A 19,095-nucleotide genomic window follows, 5' to 3' on the forward strand; every position below is an offset into this window, starting at 1 on the left:
GCTCCCCCAGGGACGGAGCAGGAAGAGGAGGGCGCTGGTGGGAACACCGGAATCGGCAGCGTCGTCCGGAGCCCCGGTAACCGACCCCTACCTGCGAGTGCAGGACCTGCGGGTGCGGTTCCGCACCGAGGACGGGGTGGTACGGGCGGTCGACGGGCTCTCGTTCGCGGTGCGGCGCGGGCGCACCCTGGGCATCGTCGGCGAGTCGGGCTCGGGCAAGAGCGTGACCAGCCTCGCCATCCTCGGCCTGCACGACCCGAGGCGTACGGAGATCAGCGGCGCGATCCTGGTCGGTGGGCGGGACATCGTCGGGCTGCCCGACGCGCAGTGCCGCAGACTGCGCGGCCGGGACATGGCGATGGTCTTTCAGGACCCGCTCTCCGCGCTGCATCCCTACTATCCGGTGGGGCGGCAGATCGCCGAGGCGTACCGGGTGCACCATCCCGGTGCCGGTCGCCAGGCCGCTCGGCGACGTGCTGTCGAGATGCTGGGCCGGGTCGGCATCCCGCAGCCGGAGCGCCGGATCGACGACTACCCGCACGAGTTCTCCGGCGGGATGCGCCAGCGGGTCATGATCGCGATGGCCCTGGTCAACGACCCCGACCTGCTGATCGCCGACGAGCCGACCACCGCGCTGGACGTCACCGTGCAGGCGCAGATCCTCGACCTGCTGGCCGACCTGCAGTCCGAGTTCAACTCGGCGATCGTGCTGATCACCCACGACCTCGGGGTGGTCAGCCAGGTCGCCGACGAGGTACTCGTGATGTACGCCGGCCGGGCCGTCGAGCACGGCAGCGTCGAGCAGGTACTGCGTCGGCCGCAGCATCCGTACACCTGGGGGTTGCTCTCCAGCGTGCCGTCGTTGCACGGTGACGCGGACGCGGACCTGGTGCCGATCCGGGGCAACCCGCCGAGCCTGATCAACCTGCCGCCCGGCTGCGCCTTCCATCCCCGCTGCCGCTACGCCGACCGCACCGGCGGGCGCGCCTCGACCGAGGTTCCCGAGCTGCTGCCGGTGACCGAGGCCGGTCACCTGGTCGCCTGCCACCTGGCCGAGGCCGACCGGCAGCGGTTCTACGCGGCCGAGATCGCCCAGGTGGGGGTGGCACCGTGAGTGCGCGGACAGAGGTAGCGGTGGATCAGCCGGTCGGCACCGGAGGCGGTGAGCCGCTGCTGGCCGTGACCGGGTTGACCAAGCACTTCCCGGTGCGGTCCGGGCTGCGCCGTCACGGCCTGGTCCGCGCGGTCGACGGGCTGGACTTCGAGGTACGGGCGGGGGAGACCCTGGGGCTGGTCGGCGAGTCCGGCTGTGGCAAGACCACCACCGGCCGGCTGCTGGTCCGGCTGCTGGAGCCGACCGCCGGCCGGATCGTCTTCGAGGGGCGGGACATCACGCACGCCTCCCGGGGCGAGCTGCGGCCGCTCCGCCAGGACCTTCAGATCATCTTCCAGGATCCGTACGCCTCGCTGAATCCCCGGCACACCGTCGGACGGATCGTGGCGATGCCGTTGCAGGTCAACGGGATCGCCCCGCCCGGCGGGGTGAAGCAGCGGGTCCGCGAGCTGCTCGAACTCGTGGGCCTGAACCCGGAGCACTACAACCGCTATCCGCACGAGTTCTCCGGCGGCCAGCGGCAACGGATCGGGATCGCCCGCGCGCTGGCCCTGCGGCCGAAGCTCGTCGTCGCCGACGAGCCGGTCTCCGCGTTGGACGTGTCGATCCAGGCGCAGGTGGTCAACCTCCTCCGCGACCTGCAACGGGAGCTGGATCTCGCCTTCGTCTTCATCGCGCACGACCTCGCCGTGGTCCGGCACTTCTGCCAGCGGATCGCGGTGATGTACCTCGGGAAGATCGTGGAGACCGGGGACCGGGTGGAGATCTACCAGCGGCCCCGGCATCCGTACACCCGGGCGCTGCTCTCCGCCGTACCGGACGTGACGAAGTTGGGGCCGGCGGGGCGGATCCGGCTCACCGGGGACGTACCGACACCGCTGGACCCGCCGTCCGGCTGCCGGTTCCGGACCCGCTGCTGGAAGGCCCAGGAGATCTGCGCGACCCAGGAGCCGGCGCTCACCGGGTACCCGGGCGGGGGCGGCGCGGTGGCCTGCCACTTCCCGGAGGAGGGCGATCTCCAGTGAGTGCGAGGAATGAGCCGGGTTTGCGAGTCCCGCAGCGCGAACGAAGGCGGGCACAGTGAGTGCGAGGAATGAGCCGGGTTTGCGAGTCCCGCAGCGCGAACGAGGGCGGGCACAGTGAGTGAGCAGCAGATCGCGGCACAGGTCGGTGCGGTGGCGGCCGGGGTCGGGCCGACGCTCGACGACGTACCGCCGGAGGGCTCCACCTCGTCTGGCGGTGCGGCCATCCCACCGGGAGTCGAGGCGGCCGAGATCGTCGGCCGGTCGCCGGGTCAGCTCGCCTGGCGGCGGTTGCGCCGGGACAGGGTGGCACTGGTCAGCGGGGCGGTACTGGTCTTCTTCGTCCTGCTGGCGGTGGCCGCGCCGCTGGTGGCCCGCCTCTACGGCAAGGGCCCGGAGGACCGGTTCCCGGAACGGCTGGACCGCAACGGCTTCCCGCTCGGCTACGCCGGAGTCTCCGGGGAGCACTGGTTCGGCATCCAGCCGGGGATCGGGCGGGACATCTTCATCCAGGTGGTCTACGGGCTGCGTACCTCGTTGATGATCGCCTTCACCGCCGCCGTGCTGACCATCGCGCTCGGCGTGGTGATCGGCATCCTCGCCGGGTACGTCGGCGGCTGGCTCGACGCCGTGATCACCTGGATCATCGACCTGGCGCTCGCCTTCCCGTTCTACATCTTCTGCTTCGCGTTCGTGCCGCTCGCGGTCAACCAGTTCTACGGACCCCGCGACGAGGTGGCGTCGTGGTTCCGACCCGCGCTGTTGGTGTTGATCTTCGTACTCTTCAACTGGACGATCTCCGCCCGACTGGTCCGGGGACAGGTGCTCTCACTGCGTGAGCGGGAGTTCGTCGAGGCGGCCCGGGCCTCCGGGGCGGGACTCGGGCACATCCTGTTCCGGCAACTCCTGCCGAACCTCTGGGCGCCGATCCTGGTGACCTTCTCGTTGAACGTGCCGGCCCTGATCACGGCGGAGGCGGCGCTGTCGTTCCTCGGCATCGGGGTGCTGGAACCGACCCCCGACCTGGGCCGGTTGATCAACGACAGCGTGCGCTACATCCGGGACGTACCGAGTTTCACCATCGTGGGCGGGACCACGCTGTTCCTGCTGGTGCTGGCGTTCAACCTCTTCGGCGACTCGCTGCGCGACGCGCTCGACCCGAAGTCGAGCAGGTAGGAGGCGTCCGTGCTGCGATTCGTGGTCAAGAAGATCCTGCTGGCGCTGAGTACCCTGCTCGCGGTCAGCGTGATCACCTTCGGGATGTTCTTCGCGGTGCCGAACAACCCGGCCGAGCTGATGTGCGGGGACAGCAAGAACGTGTGCAGCCCGGAGCGGATCGAGATGATCGAACGCCGGATGGGGCTGGACAAGCCGATTCCGGTGCAGTACGGCGACTTCATGCGGGGCATCTTCGTCGGCCGTACCATCGGCTCCGGTGAGACCGCCCGGGACTGTCCGGCGCCCTGCCTCGGCTTCTCGTTCCGCAACGACGAGCCGGTGACCGGGATCGTCGGGCGTACCCTGCCGGTGACCCTGAGCATCGTCTTCGGCGCGGCCGTGGTCTGGCTGCTGCTCGGCATCTCGATCGGGATGGTCTCGGCGTTGCGCCGGGGGACCGCCTTCGACCGGCTGGCGGTCGGCACCTCGCTGGTCGGCGCCTCCATGCCGATCCTGCTCTTCGGGCCGCTGCTGCTGATCGGTCTGGTCTACGAGAGCGGCCTGCTGGGCTATCCGCGCTACACCCCGTTGACCGAGAACCCGCTGGCCTGGGCGTCGGCGATGATCCTGCCCTGGTTCGCGCTCGGCTTCCTCAACTCCGCGACCTACGCCCGGCTGGCCCGGGCGCAGATGCTGGAGACCCTCTCCGAGGACTTCGTCCGGACCGCGCGGGCCAAGGGACTGTCCAAAATCACCGTGTACGGCCGGCACGCGCTGCGCGCCGCGATCACCCCGATCATCACCATCGCCGGGCTGGACCTCGGCGCCTACCTCGGCGGCACGGTCATCACCGAGACGGTCTTCGGGTTCACCGGGCTCGGCAAGACCGCGCTGAACGCGGCGCTCAACCTGGACATGCCGATCGTGATGGCGACGGTGCTGCTCGCCGCCGTCTTCGTGGTGGCCGCCAACGTCCTGGTCGACGTGCTCTACGCGGTGGTCGATCCCCGGGTCCGACTCGGATGACCGGCCGGTGGCGGGTGCGGAAACGTTGTCCCATCGTTACTGCTATGAAACTTACCTTCAAGTTCCTTTGAGTGAATATTTCCTTCAACAGATCGATGCCGATCCGACCTGCGGGAACGAGACCAGGAGGACTTCCTATGCGACCCAGGCTCGCGGTGGCCGCGACGAGCGCCGCGCTCGTACTCGCGACCAGTGCGCTGGCCGCCTGCTCGGAGAACACCGGCGACAACGGTGACTCCGACAACGGCGGCGGCAAGCAGTTCACCAGCTCGATCGCGACCGACCCGAAGGACTCACAGGGGCCGGCGGCCGAGGTGCCCGGAGCGAAGCCCGGCGGCACGCTGAAGATTCTCCAGGAGGAGGACTTCGAGCACCTGGACCCGCAGCGCACCTACACCTTCTTCGGTATGTCGATCCAGCAGATGTTCCTCCGGACGCTGACCGTCTTCAGGGAGGACGGCAACGGCAACGTGCTGCTGGTTGGCGACCTCGCCACCGACCCGGGCAAGGACGTCAACAAAGACTGCAAGACCTGGGAGTACACCCTCAAGGAGGGGGTGAAGTTCGAGGACGGTACGCCGATCAGGGCGGCCGACGTGGCGTACGGGATCGCCCGCTCCTTCGAGGAGAGCATCGACGGCGGGCCGACGTACATCCAGGAGTGGCTGGCCGACAACGCGACGTACAACGCGAACTACAAGGGGCCGTACACCTCGGGCGTCGACGACGTCCCCGGGCTGGTCGTGCGCGGTGACCGTACGCTGATCTTCAACTTCGCCAAGCCGCACTGCGACCTGCCGTTCGCGCTCTCGCTGCCGACCTCGGTGCCGGTGCCGAAGGCCCAGGACACCCGTACCGAGTACGACCGCCGGGTGGTCTCCTCCGGACCGTACAAGATCAAGGAGTACGTCAAGGACACCCGGTTCGTGCTGGAGCGCAACCCGAACTGGGACCCGAAGACCGACCCGCTGCGGCACGCCTACCCGGACGGCATCGAGGTCGAGATCGGCCCGAACGACAGCGCCGCGACCGAGCGGGCGCTGGCCAGCCAGGGCGCCGACCAGTTCGCCGTCGCCTGGGACGAGGTCCCGCAGGCGCTGGTCAACCAGGTACTCGGCGACTCCTCGCTCGGTGAGCGGGCGCTGCGCAAGACCGCCCCGTCGGTCTGGTACCTGAGCATCAACAACGAGCGGATCAAGGACGTCAAGGTCCGCCAGGCGATCGCGTACGCCATCGACAAGCAGGGCATCCTTGCCACCCAGGGCGGCGACGCCTCCGGCAAGCTGACCCACACCCTGCTGGCCGACACCACCATCGGCCGGGCGGATTACCCGAACCCGTACGACGGCGGGCCGACCGGCAACCCGGAGAAGGCCAAGGAGTTGCTCGGCGGGCAGAAGCCCAAGCTGGTCTTCATGTCCCGGAACAGCGCCTTCGGCCAGCAGACCGCGCCGATCGTGGAGCAGAGCCTGGAGCGGGCCGGCTTCGACGTCACGGTGCAGTACGTCGACCAGCCGACCCACAACCCGACCGCCCGGACCCGCGGCAACCCGTACGACATCTACCTGTCGAACTGGGCGGCGGACTGGCCGAGTGCGGTCTCGACGATCCCGGTCCTCTGGGACGGCCGCAAGATCGGGCCGCAGGGCAACTCCAACGTGTCGTACTTCAACGCCGACGACGTGAACGCCGAGATCGACCGGGTGAGCAACCTACCGGCCGGCGAGGCTGGCCCGGAGTGGGCCAAGCTCGACCAAATGATCATGGAGAAGTACGTTCCGGTCGTGCCGGTCTACCAGGACAACACCTTCCTGGTCACCGGCACCAAGGTCGGGGGCCTGGTCATCTCCGAGCAGTTCGGCACCCCGGTCTTCTACAACGCACACATCAAGCAGTAGCGGTGTAAGGAAGGGCCCCTTCTTATCGCTTTTTGTATAAGAAGGGGCCCTTCCTTACACCTCGGCTCAGCGCCAGCCGTACCCGGTGCGCAGCGCTCGGCCGACCAGGTCGAAGCGGGCCCGGTCCAACACCGCGCCCTCCCGCCGGATGCTGTCCTCGCGCATCGTCAGCACCCGGTCGAGCCGGACCCAGCTCGGCCGGTTGTCCCGGTCCCACTCGCCGGGGCCGAGGGCGAGCCAGTGCCGCTGACCGTCCCGGTCGCTCTTGCTGGAGAGCATCAGCCCGAAGAGGGTCCGGCTGACCCGCCCGACGACCAGCACCGGACGGTCCTTGCCCTGGCGCGGATCGTCCTCGTAGGACACCCAGGTCCAGACGATCTCGCCCGGGTCGGCCTGCCCGTCCAGCTCGGGGGCGTAGACCAGCTCCCGGCGCTGCAACGCGGAGACCTGGCGTCGCCGTGCGAGCTGGGCGGGAACGGGGCCGGCGCTGCGAGCGGGGGTACGCCGAGCCACCCGGCTGACGGTCGCGGTCACGCCCTTCCAGAGATTCGCCACGGCGGAACCCTACCCGTCACCGTCGCCCCGGTCCGGTCCGGTCCGGTCCGGTCCGATCGATCACACCGGGCCGGACCGGAAGGAAGCGGGTCGTACCGCGCTCGCGGCGGGCCGACCGCCGGTGGGGACGCAGGGACGGCGGCTCAGCGAGCCGGCGGTTTCCAGCCGGGGTCGCGGCCGGCGAAGCCCAACGCCCTGTCGAACGGCGACGCGTCCGCCGGCACCGGCACCACCGGCCCGAACAGCCCCTCGCGGCCGGCGGCCTGCTCGGGGCGGGCCGACTCGGCGGTGAACGCCAGCACCGCCTCGGTGCTGGCCGGATCGCAGTGGAACGGCTGGCCGGTCGCCTTGGCCAGGTCCCAGCCGTGCAGCACCAGCTCGTCCAGCGCGACCACACCCATCACCTCGGCCGGCAGCGTCACCCCACCGGCCGTGGTCATCCCGGCCCAGGCGTCCGGCTGCCGCCAGGACTCGACCAGTTCGGTCAGCCTCGCCGGCAGCACGGTGCGCCACCGCGGATCGAGGTTGTCGGGACTGGCCGGCGGTGGCGGTGCGGAGGCGCCGGGGCCGTCCCCGCCGGACTTCCGCGCCGCCCAGCTGAAGGCGAGCGAGAGGCCCATCAGGTGGTCCAGCAGGGCGGCCACCGAGGTGTCGGTGCTCGGTGTCGGATCGGTCAACTGGTCGTCGGTCACGCCGCCGACCAGCCGGATCACCTCCTGCGCGGCAGGACCCAGGTCGAGCATCTGCGACTCCCTTCGGCGACTGGTGTGCGCAGGCGCGCCGGGCTCGACCCGTCGACCGACGGGCGATGCCGGAGCGGCGTGCCGGCGGGTGCGCTTCGGGCCGGCCGAACCGGCCCACGTCCGGCGGGCCGGACCGGGGTCGGACCGAGGCCGGACCGGGGTCGGCCGACCGTCCGGGAGACTATCCAGCACCACCGACAACCCTGGCCGGAAACCGGCCGGCGACCGCGTGGCGGGGTGCGCGGGTCAGCCGATCCGGAGCACCAGGTCACGGAGCCAGACCGACCACCGTGGACTGTCGTGCACCCGCTCCGGGACCAGGTAGCGCTCGTGGTCCACCCGGCGGATCACCTCGTCACGTACCGGCAGCAGGGTGATCTCGATGCTGAACGGCCGAACCGACCGGCCCAGCGACCGTTCGACCTGGCGTACCACGTCGGTGGCGGCCGAGTTACCCGGACCCGGCCGGGTGAAGGAGTCCCCCTGCCGGGCAACGTGCCAGTCGCGGGCCTCCGGCCAGCGTTCCGCGACCACCCGGCGCAGCGCCGGCCGCGGTGCCAGGCCGAGCGGATCCGGGGTGTCGTCGGCGGGCTCCAGACCGGCCCGCGGACGCGGACGCCGTCCCGCCGGGTCGACCAGCGAGAGCCACCAGCCGAGCCACTCCGCGCCCGGCACGAAACCGAGCGGCCGGGTCGGCGCCGGGAGTTCGTCGAGGTCCAGCGGGCCGGGCACCAGCCGGTGCGCCGGCACCTCGATGCACTCGCTGGCCCGGATCCACAGTGCGCAGTCGAGCAGAAAATCCCACCGGCGGATGCCGATCCGCCAGGAAAGCGGGCCTCGCAGTTCCACCGGCGTCTCCTCACCTCGGCCGCCACTGACCAGGGTAATGAGCCGAACGGAGGATAGGCGGGGACAAATGGGTGGAGAGCTGGCTAACCGACCGGGCGACGTCGGTCACTGTTCGGGTTCGTACCCCAGGTTGGGGCGGAGCCAACGCTCGATCTCGGCGACCGGCAGGCCCCGCCGTGCCGCGTAGTCCTCGACCTGGTCCCGGCCGAGCCGCCCGACGGTGAAGTACCGCGACGACGGGTGCGCGAAGAGCAGCCCGCTGACACTGGCGGCCGGCGTCATCGCGTACGACTCGGTCAGGCCCATCCCGAGTGCCTCGGCGTCGAGCAGCTCGAAGAGCCGCCGCTTGAGGCTGTGGTCGGGGCTGGCCGGATAGCCGAGGGCGGGACGGATGCCCCGGAACCGTTCGGCGTGCAGATCCTCGATCGCCGGGTCGGCGTCCGGCTCGTACCAGTCCCGCCGGGCCCGCAGGTGCAGGTATTCCGCGAACGCCTCGGCGAGCCGGTCGGCCAGCGCCTTGACCATGATCGCCCGGTAGTCGTCGTGCCGCGCCTCGAAGCCGGCGGCCAGCTCCTCGGCACCGTGGATCGCCACCGCGAAGCCGCCGAGGTGGTCACCGGCCGGCGCGACGTAGTCGGCGAGGCAGCGGTTCGGCCGCCCGGCCGGCTTGGCGGTCTGCTGGCGCAGCATCGGGAAGCGGGTGTCGGCCTCGCCGGTCAGCACGATGTCGTCACCCTCGGCGCGCGCCGGCCAGAAGGCGTACGAGCCGACGGCGTGAAGCGAGCCGTCCGCGATGATCTGGTCGAGCATGGTGTTGGCGTCGTCGTAGAGTTCCCGGGCCACCGGCTGGTCGAGAATCGCCGGGAACTTCCCCTTCAACTCCCAGGCGAGGAAGAGGAACTGCCAGTCGATCATCTCGCGCAGCGCGGTCAGCTCGGGCCGGACGACGCGTACGCCGGTGAAGGCCGGCACCGGCGGCTCCGTGTGGTCGACCTCTTCCCGGTTCTCCCGGGCCTGGTCGAGGGTGAGCAGCGGAACCCGGTCCCGCCCCTCGTGCTGCTCGCGCAGCCGCTGCTGCTCGGCCCGGTTGCGCACGTCGAGTTCGGCGGCCCGCTCCGGGTTCAGCAGGTCGGAGACGACCCCGACCACCCGGGACGCGTCGAGCACGTGCACGGTGCTGCCGTCGTACGCCGGGGCGATCCGGACCGCGGTGTGCTGCCGGGATGTGGTGGCCCCGCCGATCAGCAGCGGCAGGTTCATCCCGCGCCGCCGCATCTCGGTGGCGACCGCGACCATCTCGTCCAGGGACGGTGTGATCAGCCCGGAGAGCCCGATCGCGTCGGCGCCCTCGGCGATCGCGGTGTCCAGGATCTTCGCGGCCGGCACCATCACGCCGAGGTCGACCACGTCGTAGTTGTTGCAGCCGAGCACCACGCCGACGATGTTCTTGCCGATGTCGTGCACGTCGCCCTTGACCGTCGCCAGTACCACCTTGCCCTGGCCCCGGTTGCTCTCCAGCCGGCCCTCCGCCCGGGCCTGCTCCTTCTCCGCCTCCATGTACGGCTCCAGGTAGGCGACCGAGCGCTTCATCACCCGGGCGCTCTTCACCACCTGGGGCAGGAACATCTTGCCGGAGCCGAAGAGGTCGCCGACGACCTTCATGCCGTCCATCAGCGGCCCCTCGATCACGTCGAGCGGGCGGTCGGCCTGCTTGCGCGCCTCCTCGGTGTCGGCCTCGATGAAGTCGACGATGCCGTGCACGAGCGCGTAGGAGAGGCGCTCGGAGACCGGCGTCTCCCGCCAGCCGAGGTCGACGGTGCGCCGGGTGCCGGAGCCGCTGACCGTGGAGGCGAAGCCGACCAGCCGGTCGGTCGCGTCCGGACGCCGGTCGAAGAGTACGTCCTCGACGAGTTCCAGCAGGTCGGCGGGGATGTCCTGATAGACGGCGAGCTGACCGGCGTTGACGATGCCCATGTCCAGCCCGGCCCGTACGGCGTGCAGCAGGAACGCCGAGTGCATCGCCTCGCGTACGACGTCGTTGCCCCGGAACGAGAACGACAGGTTGGAGATGCCGCCGCTGGTCCTCGCCCCCGGGCAGCGCTCCTTGATCAGCGGGAGCGCCTCGATGAACGCCTTCGCGTACCCGTTGTGCTCGCTGATCCCGGTCGCCACGGCCAGTACGTTCGGGTCGAAGACGATGTCGGTGGGGGCGAACCCGGCCCGCTGGGTGAGCAGGTCGTACGCCCGGGCGCAGATCGACACCTTGCGTTCGGTGGTGTCCGCCTGGCCGAGTTCGTCGAAGGCCATCACCACCACACCGGCGCCGTAGTCCCGGATCCGCCGCGCCTGCTCCAGGAAGACCTCCTCACCCTCCTTGAGGCTGATCGAGTTGACGATCCCCTTGCCCTGTACGCACTTGAGCCCGGCCTCCAGCACGCTCCACCGCGAGCTGTCGATCATGACCGGGATGCGGGCGACCTCGGGCTCGGTGGCGATCAGGTTCAGGAAGGTGGTCATCGCCCGCTCGCTGTCGAGCAGGTCGGCGTCCATGTTCACGTCGAGGATGTTGGCGCCGCCGCGTACCTGCTCCAGCGCCACGTCGACGGCGGCCTGGTAGTCGTCGGCCTCGATCAGCCGGCGGAACCGGGCCGAGCCGGTCACGTTGGTCCGCTCGCCGATCATCACGAAGCCGGTGTCGGCGCCGATGGCGAACGGCTCCAGGCCGCTGAACCGGGTGGCGGCCGGCACCGCCGGCACCGGCCGGGGCGGCTGGCCGGCGACGGCGGCGGCGATCTGGGCGATGTGGTCGGGGCCGGTGCCGCAGCAGCCGCCGACGATGTTGACCATGCCGGCGTCGGCGAACTCGCGGAGCAGCCGGCCGGTCTCCTCGGGCTGCTGGTCGTAGCCGCCGAACGCGTTCGGCAGCCCGGCGTTGGGGTGGCAGGCGACGTAGGTGTCGGCCAGCCGGGCCAGGTCGGCGACGTGCGGGCGCATCTCGGCGGCGCCGAGCGAGCAGTTCACCCCGACCGCCAGCGGTTCGGCGTGCGCGATCGAACTCCAGAACGCCTCGACGGTCTGCCCGGAGAGGGTCCGGCCGCTCAGGTCGACGATGGTCACCGAGATCCAGAGCGGCAGCTCGGGCGCGACCTCCCGGGCGGCGGCGATCGCGGCCTTCGCGTTCAGCGTGTCGAAGATCGTCTCGATCAGCAGGATGTCGACGCCGCCTGCGGCCAGCGCCCGGATCTGCTCCGCGTACGCCTCGCGGACCCGGTCGAAGGAGACGGTCCGGAAGGCCGGGTCGTCCACCCGGGGCGAGAGCGAGAGGGTCACGTTCAGCGGCCCGACCGAGCCGGCGACGAACCTGCCGCCCGCGGAGTCGGCGGCCTGCCGGGCGAGCTGGGCGCCGCGCAGGTTCATCTCCGGGACCAGCGACTGGAGGCCGTAGTCGGCCTGCGCGATGCTCGTCGCGGTGAAGGTGTTCGTCGAGGTGATGTCCGCGCCGGCCGCCAGGTAGCGCCGGTGTACGTCGAGGATGACGTCCGGCCGGGTCAGGTTGAGCAGGTCCGGGTTGCCGGTCACGTCCTGTGGGTGGTCGGCCAGCAGCTCGCCCCGGTAGTCGGCGGGAGTGAGCCCGGCACCCTGGAGCATCGTGCCCCAGGCACCGTCCAGCACCACGATCCGCTCGGCGAGCAGCTCCCGCAGGGCCCGGGTGCGGGCCGCCCGCGTCTCGGTGCCGTTCGAAGCCGTACCCATTGGCCACCTCCGTCGTAGAACGGAGGCGCCCTTGGAAAGATCGAATCCTCGGGTCGAGCGTGGCGGGCATCTCTGCCCGTTGCAGCGCCTCTCGACCCGGGGATCGAGAATACCGGAAAGGGCTCGGCGGGACCGAAACCTTCGCGCAGTGTGGGACAGCGCTCAGCACCTGCCCGGGTCTTGACCTGAAGCGCGGTTCAACTCGCAGGCTTGATCCTTCCGATGGAAGGAGTCTGGCGTTGACGATCGATCCGAGGGCCCATCTCCGGCTGGCCCGACCGACCCGGGATCCCGCCGCGATCGAACGCTTCTATGTCGCCGGGCTCGGCCTGGAGGTGCTCTACCGGGGCGTCGGCAACGGTCCCGGGGAGCACGACCTGGTGATGCTGGGCTGGCCCGGGGCGGGGTGGCACCTGGAGATCGTCAGCGGTGCCCACCTCGCCGCCGAGCCGGCGCCGAGCGCCGAGGACCTGCTGGTGCTCTACCTTTCCGGACCGCTCGACGAGGCCCTGCTCGCCCGACTCGCCTCGGCCGGTGGCCGCCGCGTCTCCCAGGGCCCGTACTGGGACCGCTGGGCCGTCACGTTCGCCGACCCCGACGGCTACCGCCTCGTCCTCTGCACCCGCTCCTGGGGGACGGGGGCCACTTCCGGGGAGTAGCGCGCTCGACGACTCGGACAGGCCACTGTTCCCGAAACAGCGTCACGGATCGGTGCTGGCGAGGCGGGCGGCGCGGGCGTTGAGGTAGCGCTGTTGGGGGAGGGCGGGGGCGCGGCGGGCCGCTGTGGCGTACGCCGCTCGGGCTGCGGGGCGGTCTCCGGCCAGTTCGAGCAGGTGTGCCCGGACCGCGTGCAGGCGGTGGTCGTCGGCGATCCGGTCGTCGGCGGTGAGCCGCTCCAGCAGGTCGAGCCCGGCACGCGGCCCGGAGGCCATCGCCACCGCCACGGCGTGGTTGAGCGCCACCACCGGGTTGGCGGCGATCCGCAGCAGCACCTCGTAGAGCGCGACGATCTGCGGCCAGTCGGTCGCCTCGGTGCTCGGCGCCTCGTCGTGCAGGGCCGCGATCGCCGCCTGCACCTGGTAGTGCCCGGTCGGTCCCTTCGGCAGCGCCGCGCTGACCAGGGCCACCCCCTCGGCGATCTGCCCGGCGTCCCAGCGGCTCCGGTCCTGCTCGGCCATCGGGACCAGCGCGCCGTCCGGGCCGGTACGCGCCGGGCGGCGGGCGTCGGTGAGCAGCATCAGGGCCAGCAGCCCCGTCACCTCGGCGTCGTCCGGCAGCAGCCGGTGCAGCAGCCGGGCCAGCCGGATCGCCTCGGCGGAGAGTTCGGTGCGGTAGAGGGCCGGGCCGGAGGTGCTGACGTACCCCTCGTTGAAGATCAGGTAGAGCGCGTGCAGCACGGCGCCGAGCCGGCCGGTGCGCTCTGCGGCCGGCGGCATCCCGAAGGGGATGCCGCTGTCCTTGATCCGCTGCTTCGCCCGGGTGATCCGCCGGGTCATGGTCGACTCCGGCACCAGGAAGGCCCGGGCGATCTCGTGGGTGGTCAGGCCGCCGACCGCACGCAGGGTCAGCGCGATCTGCGAGGCCGGCGACAGGGCGGGGTGGCAGCAGAGGAAGAGCAGGATCAGGGTGTCGTCGGCGTCCGACGGCGGTCGGTCGGCGGCCGGGGCGAGCCGCTGCTCCGGGAGGGCACGGCGGGCGACGGTCTCCTCCCGGCGCCGCCGGGCCTGCTCGGCCCGGAGCAGGTCGGTGAGCCGGCGCGACGCGACGGTGATCAGCCAGGCCCGGGGATTATCCGGAACGCCCTCGTCCGGCCACCGGGTGGCGGCGGCCAGCAGGGCCTCCTGTACGGCGTCCTCGGCCGTGTCGAAGTGCCCGTACCGGCGGATCAGCGCACCGAGGACCTGCGGCGCCAGCCGGCGCAGCAGGTCCTCCACGTCGTTTCCCGGCACGCCGGCGACGGTCCTACAGCTCCTCGACGCCCTCGGCGATCGGCCGGATGTCGACGTACCACTCGTTGCTCAGGGTCGCGGTCTCCGGGTGCGGAGTGCGGGCCAGCTTCGCCGCGATCTCGGTCGCCCGGTCGAAGCTGGCGCAGTCGACGATGGTGTAACCGGCCAGCACCTCCTGGGTCTCCGGGTACGGCCCGTCGGTCACCACCGGTACGCCGTCGGAGAGCCGGACCCGCCGGGTGTGCACCGGTGCGCTCAGCCCCCGGGCGTCGACGAACTCCCCCGATTCGACCAACTCGTTGTTCCAGGCGGCCATGAACTCGTGCAGCGCCGCCATGTCCTCCGGCGCCCAGGCCGGGGAGTCCTCGCTGTCCTTGCCCGCCATCGCGTCGTAGTCGCGCTGCGACCCGGTCAACATGATCATGTACTTCACGGTGACTCCTCTCCGGTCGGCACCGCCTCCGGTGCCTGCTCGGTGGAGACGTCGGGGCCGGTGGACGGTTCCGGACATCCATCCGGGCGGTAGTCCGCCAGACCGGTCCGCCGGGCTGGAGGCCGACCGGGACCCGGCCGTGCCATGGCGTGATTCTCGCACCTAGGCCCGCCCCGCCGGCCCCCGCCGGTGGGCACGGTTCCGTTTTTCCGGCAGGCTGTCCGGAACCGGTGTGCCCGGCCCGGCCGTCTCAGCGGGATGCGGTCACCGATCCGGGCCACCAGTGGCCTCGTCCCGGCCGTCGTGGCGGTCGGCCTGCTCGGTCTGCTCACCGGCTCGACACCCGGGTTCGACCCGGGTACGGTGCCGGAACCGCCGGCCGACCCGGGCACACTGGTGCTCCAGCTGCGGGAGTGGCGGAGCATGACCCCGCCGTACGAGCGGGCGGAACTGCCGGAGTTCACCCTCTACGGGGGCGGCCGGGTGATCGTCGGGGCCGGCTGGGACGGCTCGGTGTACCGGGCCCGCGAGTACCGCCTCGACCAGGACCGCTACCGGCAGCTCTACCGGCTGGCCCACGCCGCCGGCCTGGCCCGGGCCCGTCATCTCGACGAGCCGATGCCCGCCACCGACGGCTCGTTGCTGGTGGCCTCCCTCCGCTCGGCCGGACGGTTGCACACCACCACCCTGGTGTCGCCGGCCGAGGACGAGACCGGGGCACGGCGGCGGATCGTCGAGTTCCGCCGGACGGTACGGCTCCTCGTGCCGACCGAGGACCGGATCGGCGGCGCCGGCTACCGTCCGACCCGGCTCGCCGTACTCGTCACGGTCGGGTGGGGTGCGCCGGGGGACGACAGCGCGTCGCCGCCGTGGCCGGGGCCGGAGCTGCTGACCGGGACCCGTACCCGGGTCGGTCTCTGCACGCTGCTCGGCCCGGCGGCTCCCGACGCGGAGACGGTGGCGCTGGCCCGCGCCGCACCGCTGACGACCCGCTGGCGCAGCGGTGGGCAACTGGTCGGCGTCGTGATCCGCCCGTTGCTGCCGGACGAGTACGACTGCGCCGACCTCGACCGCAACACCCCGTGACAGATCGTTGGGCGGATCTTCCGGGATGCTGCCGCAGCGGCCGCCTACAGGTGTTGCCGGAGGAATTGCAGTTCGAGCGCGAGCAGCCGCTCGGCGGTGCCACCGGCGGCCATGTGGGTCGCACCGGTCAGCGGGATCACCGAGTGGGTACGGCCGGCGGCCAGCAGCGCGGCGGAGAGCCGCAGGGTGTGTGCGGCCACCACGTTGTCGTCGGCCAGCCCGTGCAGCAGCAGGATCGGCCGGACCTCGTCGGGGGCGCGTACCGGTTCGGCGGCGACCTCCAGCAGCGAGTGGTGGGCGTACACCTCGGGGCTGTCGGCCGGCATCCCGAGATAGCGCTCCGTGTAGGCGGTGTCGTAGAGCGTCCAGTCGGTGACCGGGGCACCGGCGATGGCGCACCGGAACAGGTCGGGCCGGCGCAGCGCGGCCAGCGCGGCCAGCCAGCCCCCGAACGACCACCCCCGGATCGCCACCCGGCCCAGGTCGAGGTCGGGGTGCTTGCCGGCGAGGGCGGTCAGCGCGTCCGCCTGGTCGGCCAGGATCACGTCGGCCAGCCGCCGGTGCACCACCTTCTCGAACGACGGCGCCACCCCGGGGGTACCCCGGTTGTCGATGGTGACCACGGCGTAGCCGGCGTCGGCCCACCACTGCCGCTCCAGCCACGCCGACCGGGCGGCCACCACCTCCTGGTGGCCGGGGCCGCCGTAGACGTCGAGCAGCACCGGCAGCCGCCGGCCCGCGACGTGGTTGCCGGGATAGACCACCGCGGCCGGCAGCCGCCGGTCGGTGACCCGTTCCAGCGCGGGCCGGGGCGCGTACGGCGGGCTCGCGGCGAGCGAGCGCAGCGCGGCCACCTCCTGGTCGCCCCGCCAGACCGTCCAGGTGCTGCCGGCCACGTCGAGCGAGCGGGACTGCACCACGAGTACGTCGCCGCCGGCCGTCGCGCTGTGCCAGCCCGGGTCGCCGGTCAGCCGCCGGGCGTCGATCCCGCCGGCACCGATCGCGGTACGCACCCGGAACAGGTGCTGCTGGCTCGGCTCGCCGTCGCTCCCCTCGACCAGCAGGTCGGGGCTGCCGTTGCGGTTCGGCAGCCAGCCGACCACCCGGCGGACGTAGAGCGACGGCGGGGTGAGCAGGGTGCCGTCGGCGAAGAGGCAGCGGGCGTCGTAGCCGTCGTGCGCGAGTTCGCCGCCGACGAGTACCCGGCCGTCGGGCAGGTGTCGAGGGGTACCGGCGACCGGCTCCACCCAGCGCGGGTCGGCGAGTTCGGCGTGCACCTGCGTCTCGCCGGTACGCGGGTCGACCGCCAGCACCAGACCGTGCTGCTGCAACCGGCGCAGTACGGTGATCAGCGGCCCGGTCTCGGCCCACTCCACCGAGACCAGGTAGGGGTAGGTCTCCCGGTCCCAGTGCACGTCCACCCAGCCGCCGTCGAGGTCGAGCAGGTGCAGGCTCACCTCGGCGTTCGGCCCGCCGGAGCGCGGGTACGCCACCGAGCGCGGCGGGCTGGCCGGGTCACCGGGGTCGTGCAGGTACCAGCGGGGCAGCCGGGACTCGTCGACCCGGGCGGCCAGGATGGAGCGCCCGTCCGGCGCCCACCAGTACCCCCGGAACCGGTCGAACTCCTCGGCCGCGACGAACTCGGCGAGCCCCCAGGTGACCCCGGCGTCCTCGCCGGCCAGCAGGGTGTCGGTGCCGTCGGAGTCCACCACCCGCAGCTGCCCGACCCGGCCGCCGTCACCGGCGGCGTCGGTGACGTAGGCGAGCCGCTGGCCGGTCGGGTCCGGTCGGGGGTCGACCACCGGGCCGGTGACGGCGACCTCGACGACGTCCCCGTGCACCAGGTCGGCCCGGAACAGCCGGCCGTCGAGGGTGAAGACCGCGATCCGGGCGGCCGGGTCGGTGGCGTAGGAGGCGATGCCGGAGGCGCTCAGCCGGAGCCGTTCGCGTAGGGCCCGCTCGGTCGAGTGCGGCGTGCCGGCCAGGTCGGTGCCGACGGCGGGTCCGGGACCGGCGAACCCGGTCGGCTGGGCGCCGGCGGCGGCCGCCGCCAGGTCGGTGGGGTCGGCGACCGGGCGCGTCCGGGTCGGGTCGGCGTCGGCCGCCGGGTCGGCGAGCAGGTCGGCGGGGTCGGCGACCAGCCGTTCGGTACCGTCGGTGACGTCCAGCATCCAGAGCGCGTCGACCGGGTCGGTGGGGCCGCCGGAGCGGAGGAAGACCACCCGCGAGCCGTCGCTCGCCACCGTCACGGCCCGCGGCGCGCCGCGGCTGAACCGGCGGGTACGGGCGGCCAACTCCGGGTACTCCACACCGTGATCGTAGAGCCGGGCGGTCGGCGATGTGGCCGAGCCGGGCATCGCCGCCCGGTCGGGTACCGGTGGTGGCCTGATTACTCTGCGGAGGTGGCGGGCCGCTCCTGCGTAGGGTGAATCGGTCCGGCCGCGTAGAGTTGCCCGGGTGACGAACCCGAGCGAGGTGGCCGTCCCGGCCGAGGAAACCGAGCCGTTCGGTTCCGCCGATCCGGCCCGGCCGATCCGGCGGCTGCTGCTGGTGCACGCGCATCCGGACGACGAGGCGATCGGCACCGGCGCCACGATGGCGTACTACGCGGCGGCCGGCGCCGGGGTCACCCTGGTCACCTGCACCCTCGGCGAGGAGGGCGAGATCCACGTACCGGCGCTGCACGGGTTGGCCGCCGCCGAGGCCGACCAGCTCGGCGGGTACCGGATCGCGGAGCTGGCCGCCGCCTGTGCCGCGCTCGGGGTGCGCGACCACCGGTTCCTCGGCGGCGCGGGGCGGTACCGCGACTCGGGGATGATGGGGCTGCCCACCAACGACCACCCGAGGGCGTTCTGGCGGGCCGATCTCGACGAGGCGGCCGGTCACCTGGTCGAGATCATGCGCGAGGTGCGCCCGCAGGTGCTGGTCACCTACGACCCGAACGGCTTCTACGGGCACCCGGACCACATCCAGGCGCACCGGGTGGCGATGCGGGCGGCCGAACTCGCCACCGCCGAGGGTTTCGGCCCCGACAAGATCTACTGGACGGCGATGCCGAGGAGCGTGCTGGAGGCGGGTCTGGTCGCCTTCGCCGATGCCGCCGACAACCCGTTCGCCGGCACCGAGCAGGCCGACGACCTCCCGTTCGGTACCCCGGACGAGCAGATCGCGGCCCGGATCGACGGCACCGACCAGCACGCCGCCAAGGAGGCGGCGATGCGGGCGCACGCGACGCAGATCCCGGACAACTCGTGGCTCTACTCGATCGCCAGCAACTTCGGTGGCGAGTTCATGGGCGTGGAGTACTACACCCTCGCCATCGGCTCCCGGGGCCCGGGCGCCGGCCCGTACGGCTGGGAGGACGACCTCTTCGCCGGGCTACCGGTGGCGGATGCCGACCCGAGCGGGCCGGTACCGGCCGGCGATGCCCCGACCGACCCGGCCGCAGCCCCGACGCCCCCGACCGGTACGCCGGCGGAGGCGGGCGCGCGGTGAGCCTGTCGGGCCCG

Annotated in this window: 15 protein-coding genes and 1 riboswitch; of the genes, 8 read left to right on the plus strand and 7 right to left on the minus strand. The window is 72.1% G+C overall.

Going from position 1 to position 19,095, the window contains the following annotated elements; all coding sequences use genetic code 11:
• Positions 1-37 precede the first annotated feature (37 nt).
• The 5 genes from V1634_RS21295 (at position 38) to V1634_RS21315 (ending at position 6,218) form a co-directional block, all read left to right on the plus strand.
• Entirely contained in the window at positions 38-1,114 is a 1,077-nt protein-coding gene (locus tag V1634_RS21295; RefSeq protein ID WP_331209648.1) for an ABC transporter ATP-binding protein, read from the plus strand.
• Positions 1,111-2,139 carry an ABC transporter ATP-binding protein gene (locus V1634_RS21300; RefSeq protein ID WP_331209649.1) on the plus strand — a complete coding sequence of 343 codons (1,029 nt, stop codon included), beginning with the start codon at positions 1,111-1,113 and terminating at the stop codon, positions 2,137-2,139. The genes V1634_RS21295 and V1634_RS21300 overlap by 4 nt, the downstream gene beginning before the upstream one ends.
• A 114-nt stretch (positions 2,140-2,253) precedes the next feature.
• Complete coding sequence (locus V1634_RS21305) at positions 2,254-3,312, plus strand: ABC transporter permease (RefSeq protein WP_331209650.1); 1,059 nt, start codon at positions 2,254-2,256, stop codon at positions 3,310-3,312.
• A gap of 9 nt (positions 3,313-3,321) precedes the next feature.
• On the plus strand, positions 3,322-4,320 hold the full coding sequence (locus V1634_RS21310) for an ABC transporter permease (protein WP_331209651.1): 999 nt from the start codon (positions 3,322-3,324) through the stop codon (positions 4,318-4,320).
• Positions 4,321-4,457: 137 nt separating this feature from the next.
• Positions 4,458-6,218, plus strand: a complete 1,761-nt coding sequence (locus tag V1634_RS21315; RefSeq protein ID WP_331209652.1) for an ABC transporter substrate-binding protein — start codon at positions 4,458-4,460, stop codon at positions 6,216-6,218.
• 66 nt (positions 6,219-6,284) lie between these two features.
• On the opposite strand, the gene V1634_RS21320 is transcribed toward V1634_RS21315, so the two are convergent.
• The 4 genes from V1634_RS21320 to metH form a co-directional block, all read right to left on the minus strand.
• A complete protein-coding gene (locus V1634_RS21320; protein ID WP_331209653.1) occupies positions 6,285-6,773 on the minus strand; it encodes a type II toxin-antitoxin system PemK/MazF family toxin in 489 nt (162 codons plus the stop codon).
• Between the two features lie 143 nt (positions 6,774-6,916).
• Positions 6,917-7,516, minus strand: a complete 600-nt coding sequence (locus V1634_RS21325; RefSeq protein WP_331209654.1) for a TIGR03086 family metal-binding protein — start codon at positions 7,514-7,516, stop codon at positions 6,917-6,919.
• Positions 7,517-7,762: 246 nt separating this feature from the next.
• Positions 7,763-8,365 (minus strand): hypothetical protein, encoded by a 603-nt coding sequence (locus tag V1634_RS21330; RefSeq protein WP_331209655.1) that lies wholly within the window; start codon positions 8,363-8,365, stop codon positions 7,763-7,765.
• Between the two features lie 105 nt (positions 8,366-8,470).
• Positions 8,471-12,118 carry a methionine synthase gene (gene metH, locus V1634_RS21335; RefSeq protein ID WP_331209656.1) on the minus strand — a complete coding sequence of 1,216 codons (3,648 nt, stop codon included), beginning with the start codon at positions 12,116-12,118 and terminating at the stop codon, positions 8,471-8,473.
• Between the two features lie 16 nt (positions 12,119-12,134).
• Positions 12,135-12,217: riboswitch (S-adenosyl-L-homocysteine riboswitch) on the minus strand.
• 146 nt (positions 12,218-12,363) lie between these two features.
• Here metH and V1634_RS21340 point away from each other — a divergent pair.
• Positions 12,364-12,777 carry a VOC family protein gene (locus V1634_RS21340; protein WP_331209755.1) on the plus strand — a complete coding sequence of 138 codons (414 nt, stop codon included), beginning with the start codon at positions 12,364-12,366 and terminating at the stop codon, positions 12,775-12,777.
• A gap of 42 nt (positions 12,778-12,819) precedes the next feature.
• Here V1634_RS21340 and V1634_RS21345 read toward each other — a convergent pair whose 3' ends face one another.
• Positions 12,820-14,067: an RNA polymerase sigma factor gene (locus V1634_RS21345; RefSeq protein ID WP_331209657.1), complete on the minus strand. Its 1,248-nt coding sequence runs from the start codon at positions 14,065-14,067 to the stop codon at positions 12,820-12,822.
• 13 nt (positions 14,068-14,080) lie between these two features.
• A complete protein-coding gene (locus tag V1634_RS21350) occupies positions 14,081-14,491 on the minus strand; it encodes a YciI family protein (protein WP_331209756.1) in 411 nt (136 codons plus the stop codon).
• 267 nt (positions 14,492-14,758) lie between these two features.
• Here V1634_RS21350 and V1634_RS21355 point away from each other — a divergent pair, with 267 nt between their 5' ends.
• The gene (locus V1634_RS21355; RefSeq protein WP_331209658.1) at positions 14,759-15,586 is read left to right on the plus strand and encodes a hypothetical protein; all 828 of its coding nucleotides are present in this window, start codon (positions 14,759-14,761) and stop codon (positions 15,584-15,586) included.
• A 44-nt stretch (positions 15,587-15,630) separates the two neighbouring features.
• On the opposite strand, the gene V1634_RS21360 is transcribed toward V1634_RS21355, so the two are convergent.
• Complete coding sequence (locus V1634_RS21360; RefSeq protein ID WP_331209659.1) at positions 15,631-17,895, minus strand: S9 family peptidase; 2,265 nt, start codon at positions 17,893-17,895, stop codon at positions 15,631-15,633.
• A gap of 166 nt (positions 17,896-18,061) precedes the next feature.
• On the opposite strand from V1634_RS21360, the gene mshB reads away from it, so the two are divergent.
• The gene (gene mshB / locus V1634_RS21365; RefSeq protein WP_407951823.1) at positions 18,062-19,081 is read left to right on the plus strand and encodes an N-acetyl-1-D-myo-inositol-2-amino-2-deoxy-alpha-D-glucopyranoside deacetylase; all 1,020 of its coding nucleotides are present in this window, start codon (positions 18,062-18,064) and stop codon (positions 19,079-19,081) included.
• Positions 19,082-19,095 lie beyond the last annotated feature (14 nt).

This window comes from Plantactinospora veratri (assembly GCF_036421995.1).
In the GTDB taxonomy this organism is placed as follows: Bacteria; Actinomycetota; Actinomycetes; order Mycobacteriales; family Micromonosporaceae; genus Plantactinospora; species Plantactinospora veratri.

Excerpts from the sequence above, each read along its gene's own strand:
- V1634_RS21350 (WP_331209756.1), bottom strand. The coding sequence starts at position 14,491 with ATGATCATGTTGACCGGGTCGCAGCGCGACTACGACGCGATGGCGGGC.
- metH (WP_331209656.1), bottom strand. The coding sequence starts at position 12,118 with ATGGGTACGGCTTCGAACGGCACCGAGACGCGGGCGGCCCGCACCCGG.
- V1634_RS21325 (WP_331209654.1), bottom strand. The coding sequence starts at position 7,516 with ATGCTCGACCTGGGTCCTGCCGCGCAGGAGGTGATCCGGCTGGTCGGC.
- V1634_RS21315 (WP_331209652.1), top strand. The coding sequence starts at position 4,458 with ATGCGACCCAGGCTCGCGGTGGCCGCGACGAGCGCCGCGCTCGTACTC.
- V1634_RS21355 (WP_331209658.1), top strand. The coding sequence starts at position 14,759 with ATGCGGTCACCGATCCGGGCCACCAGTGGCCTCGTCCCGGCCGTCGTG.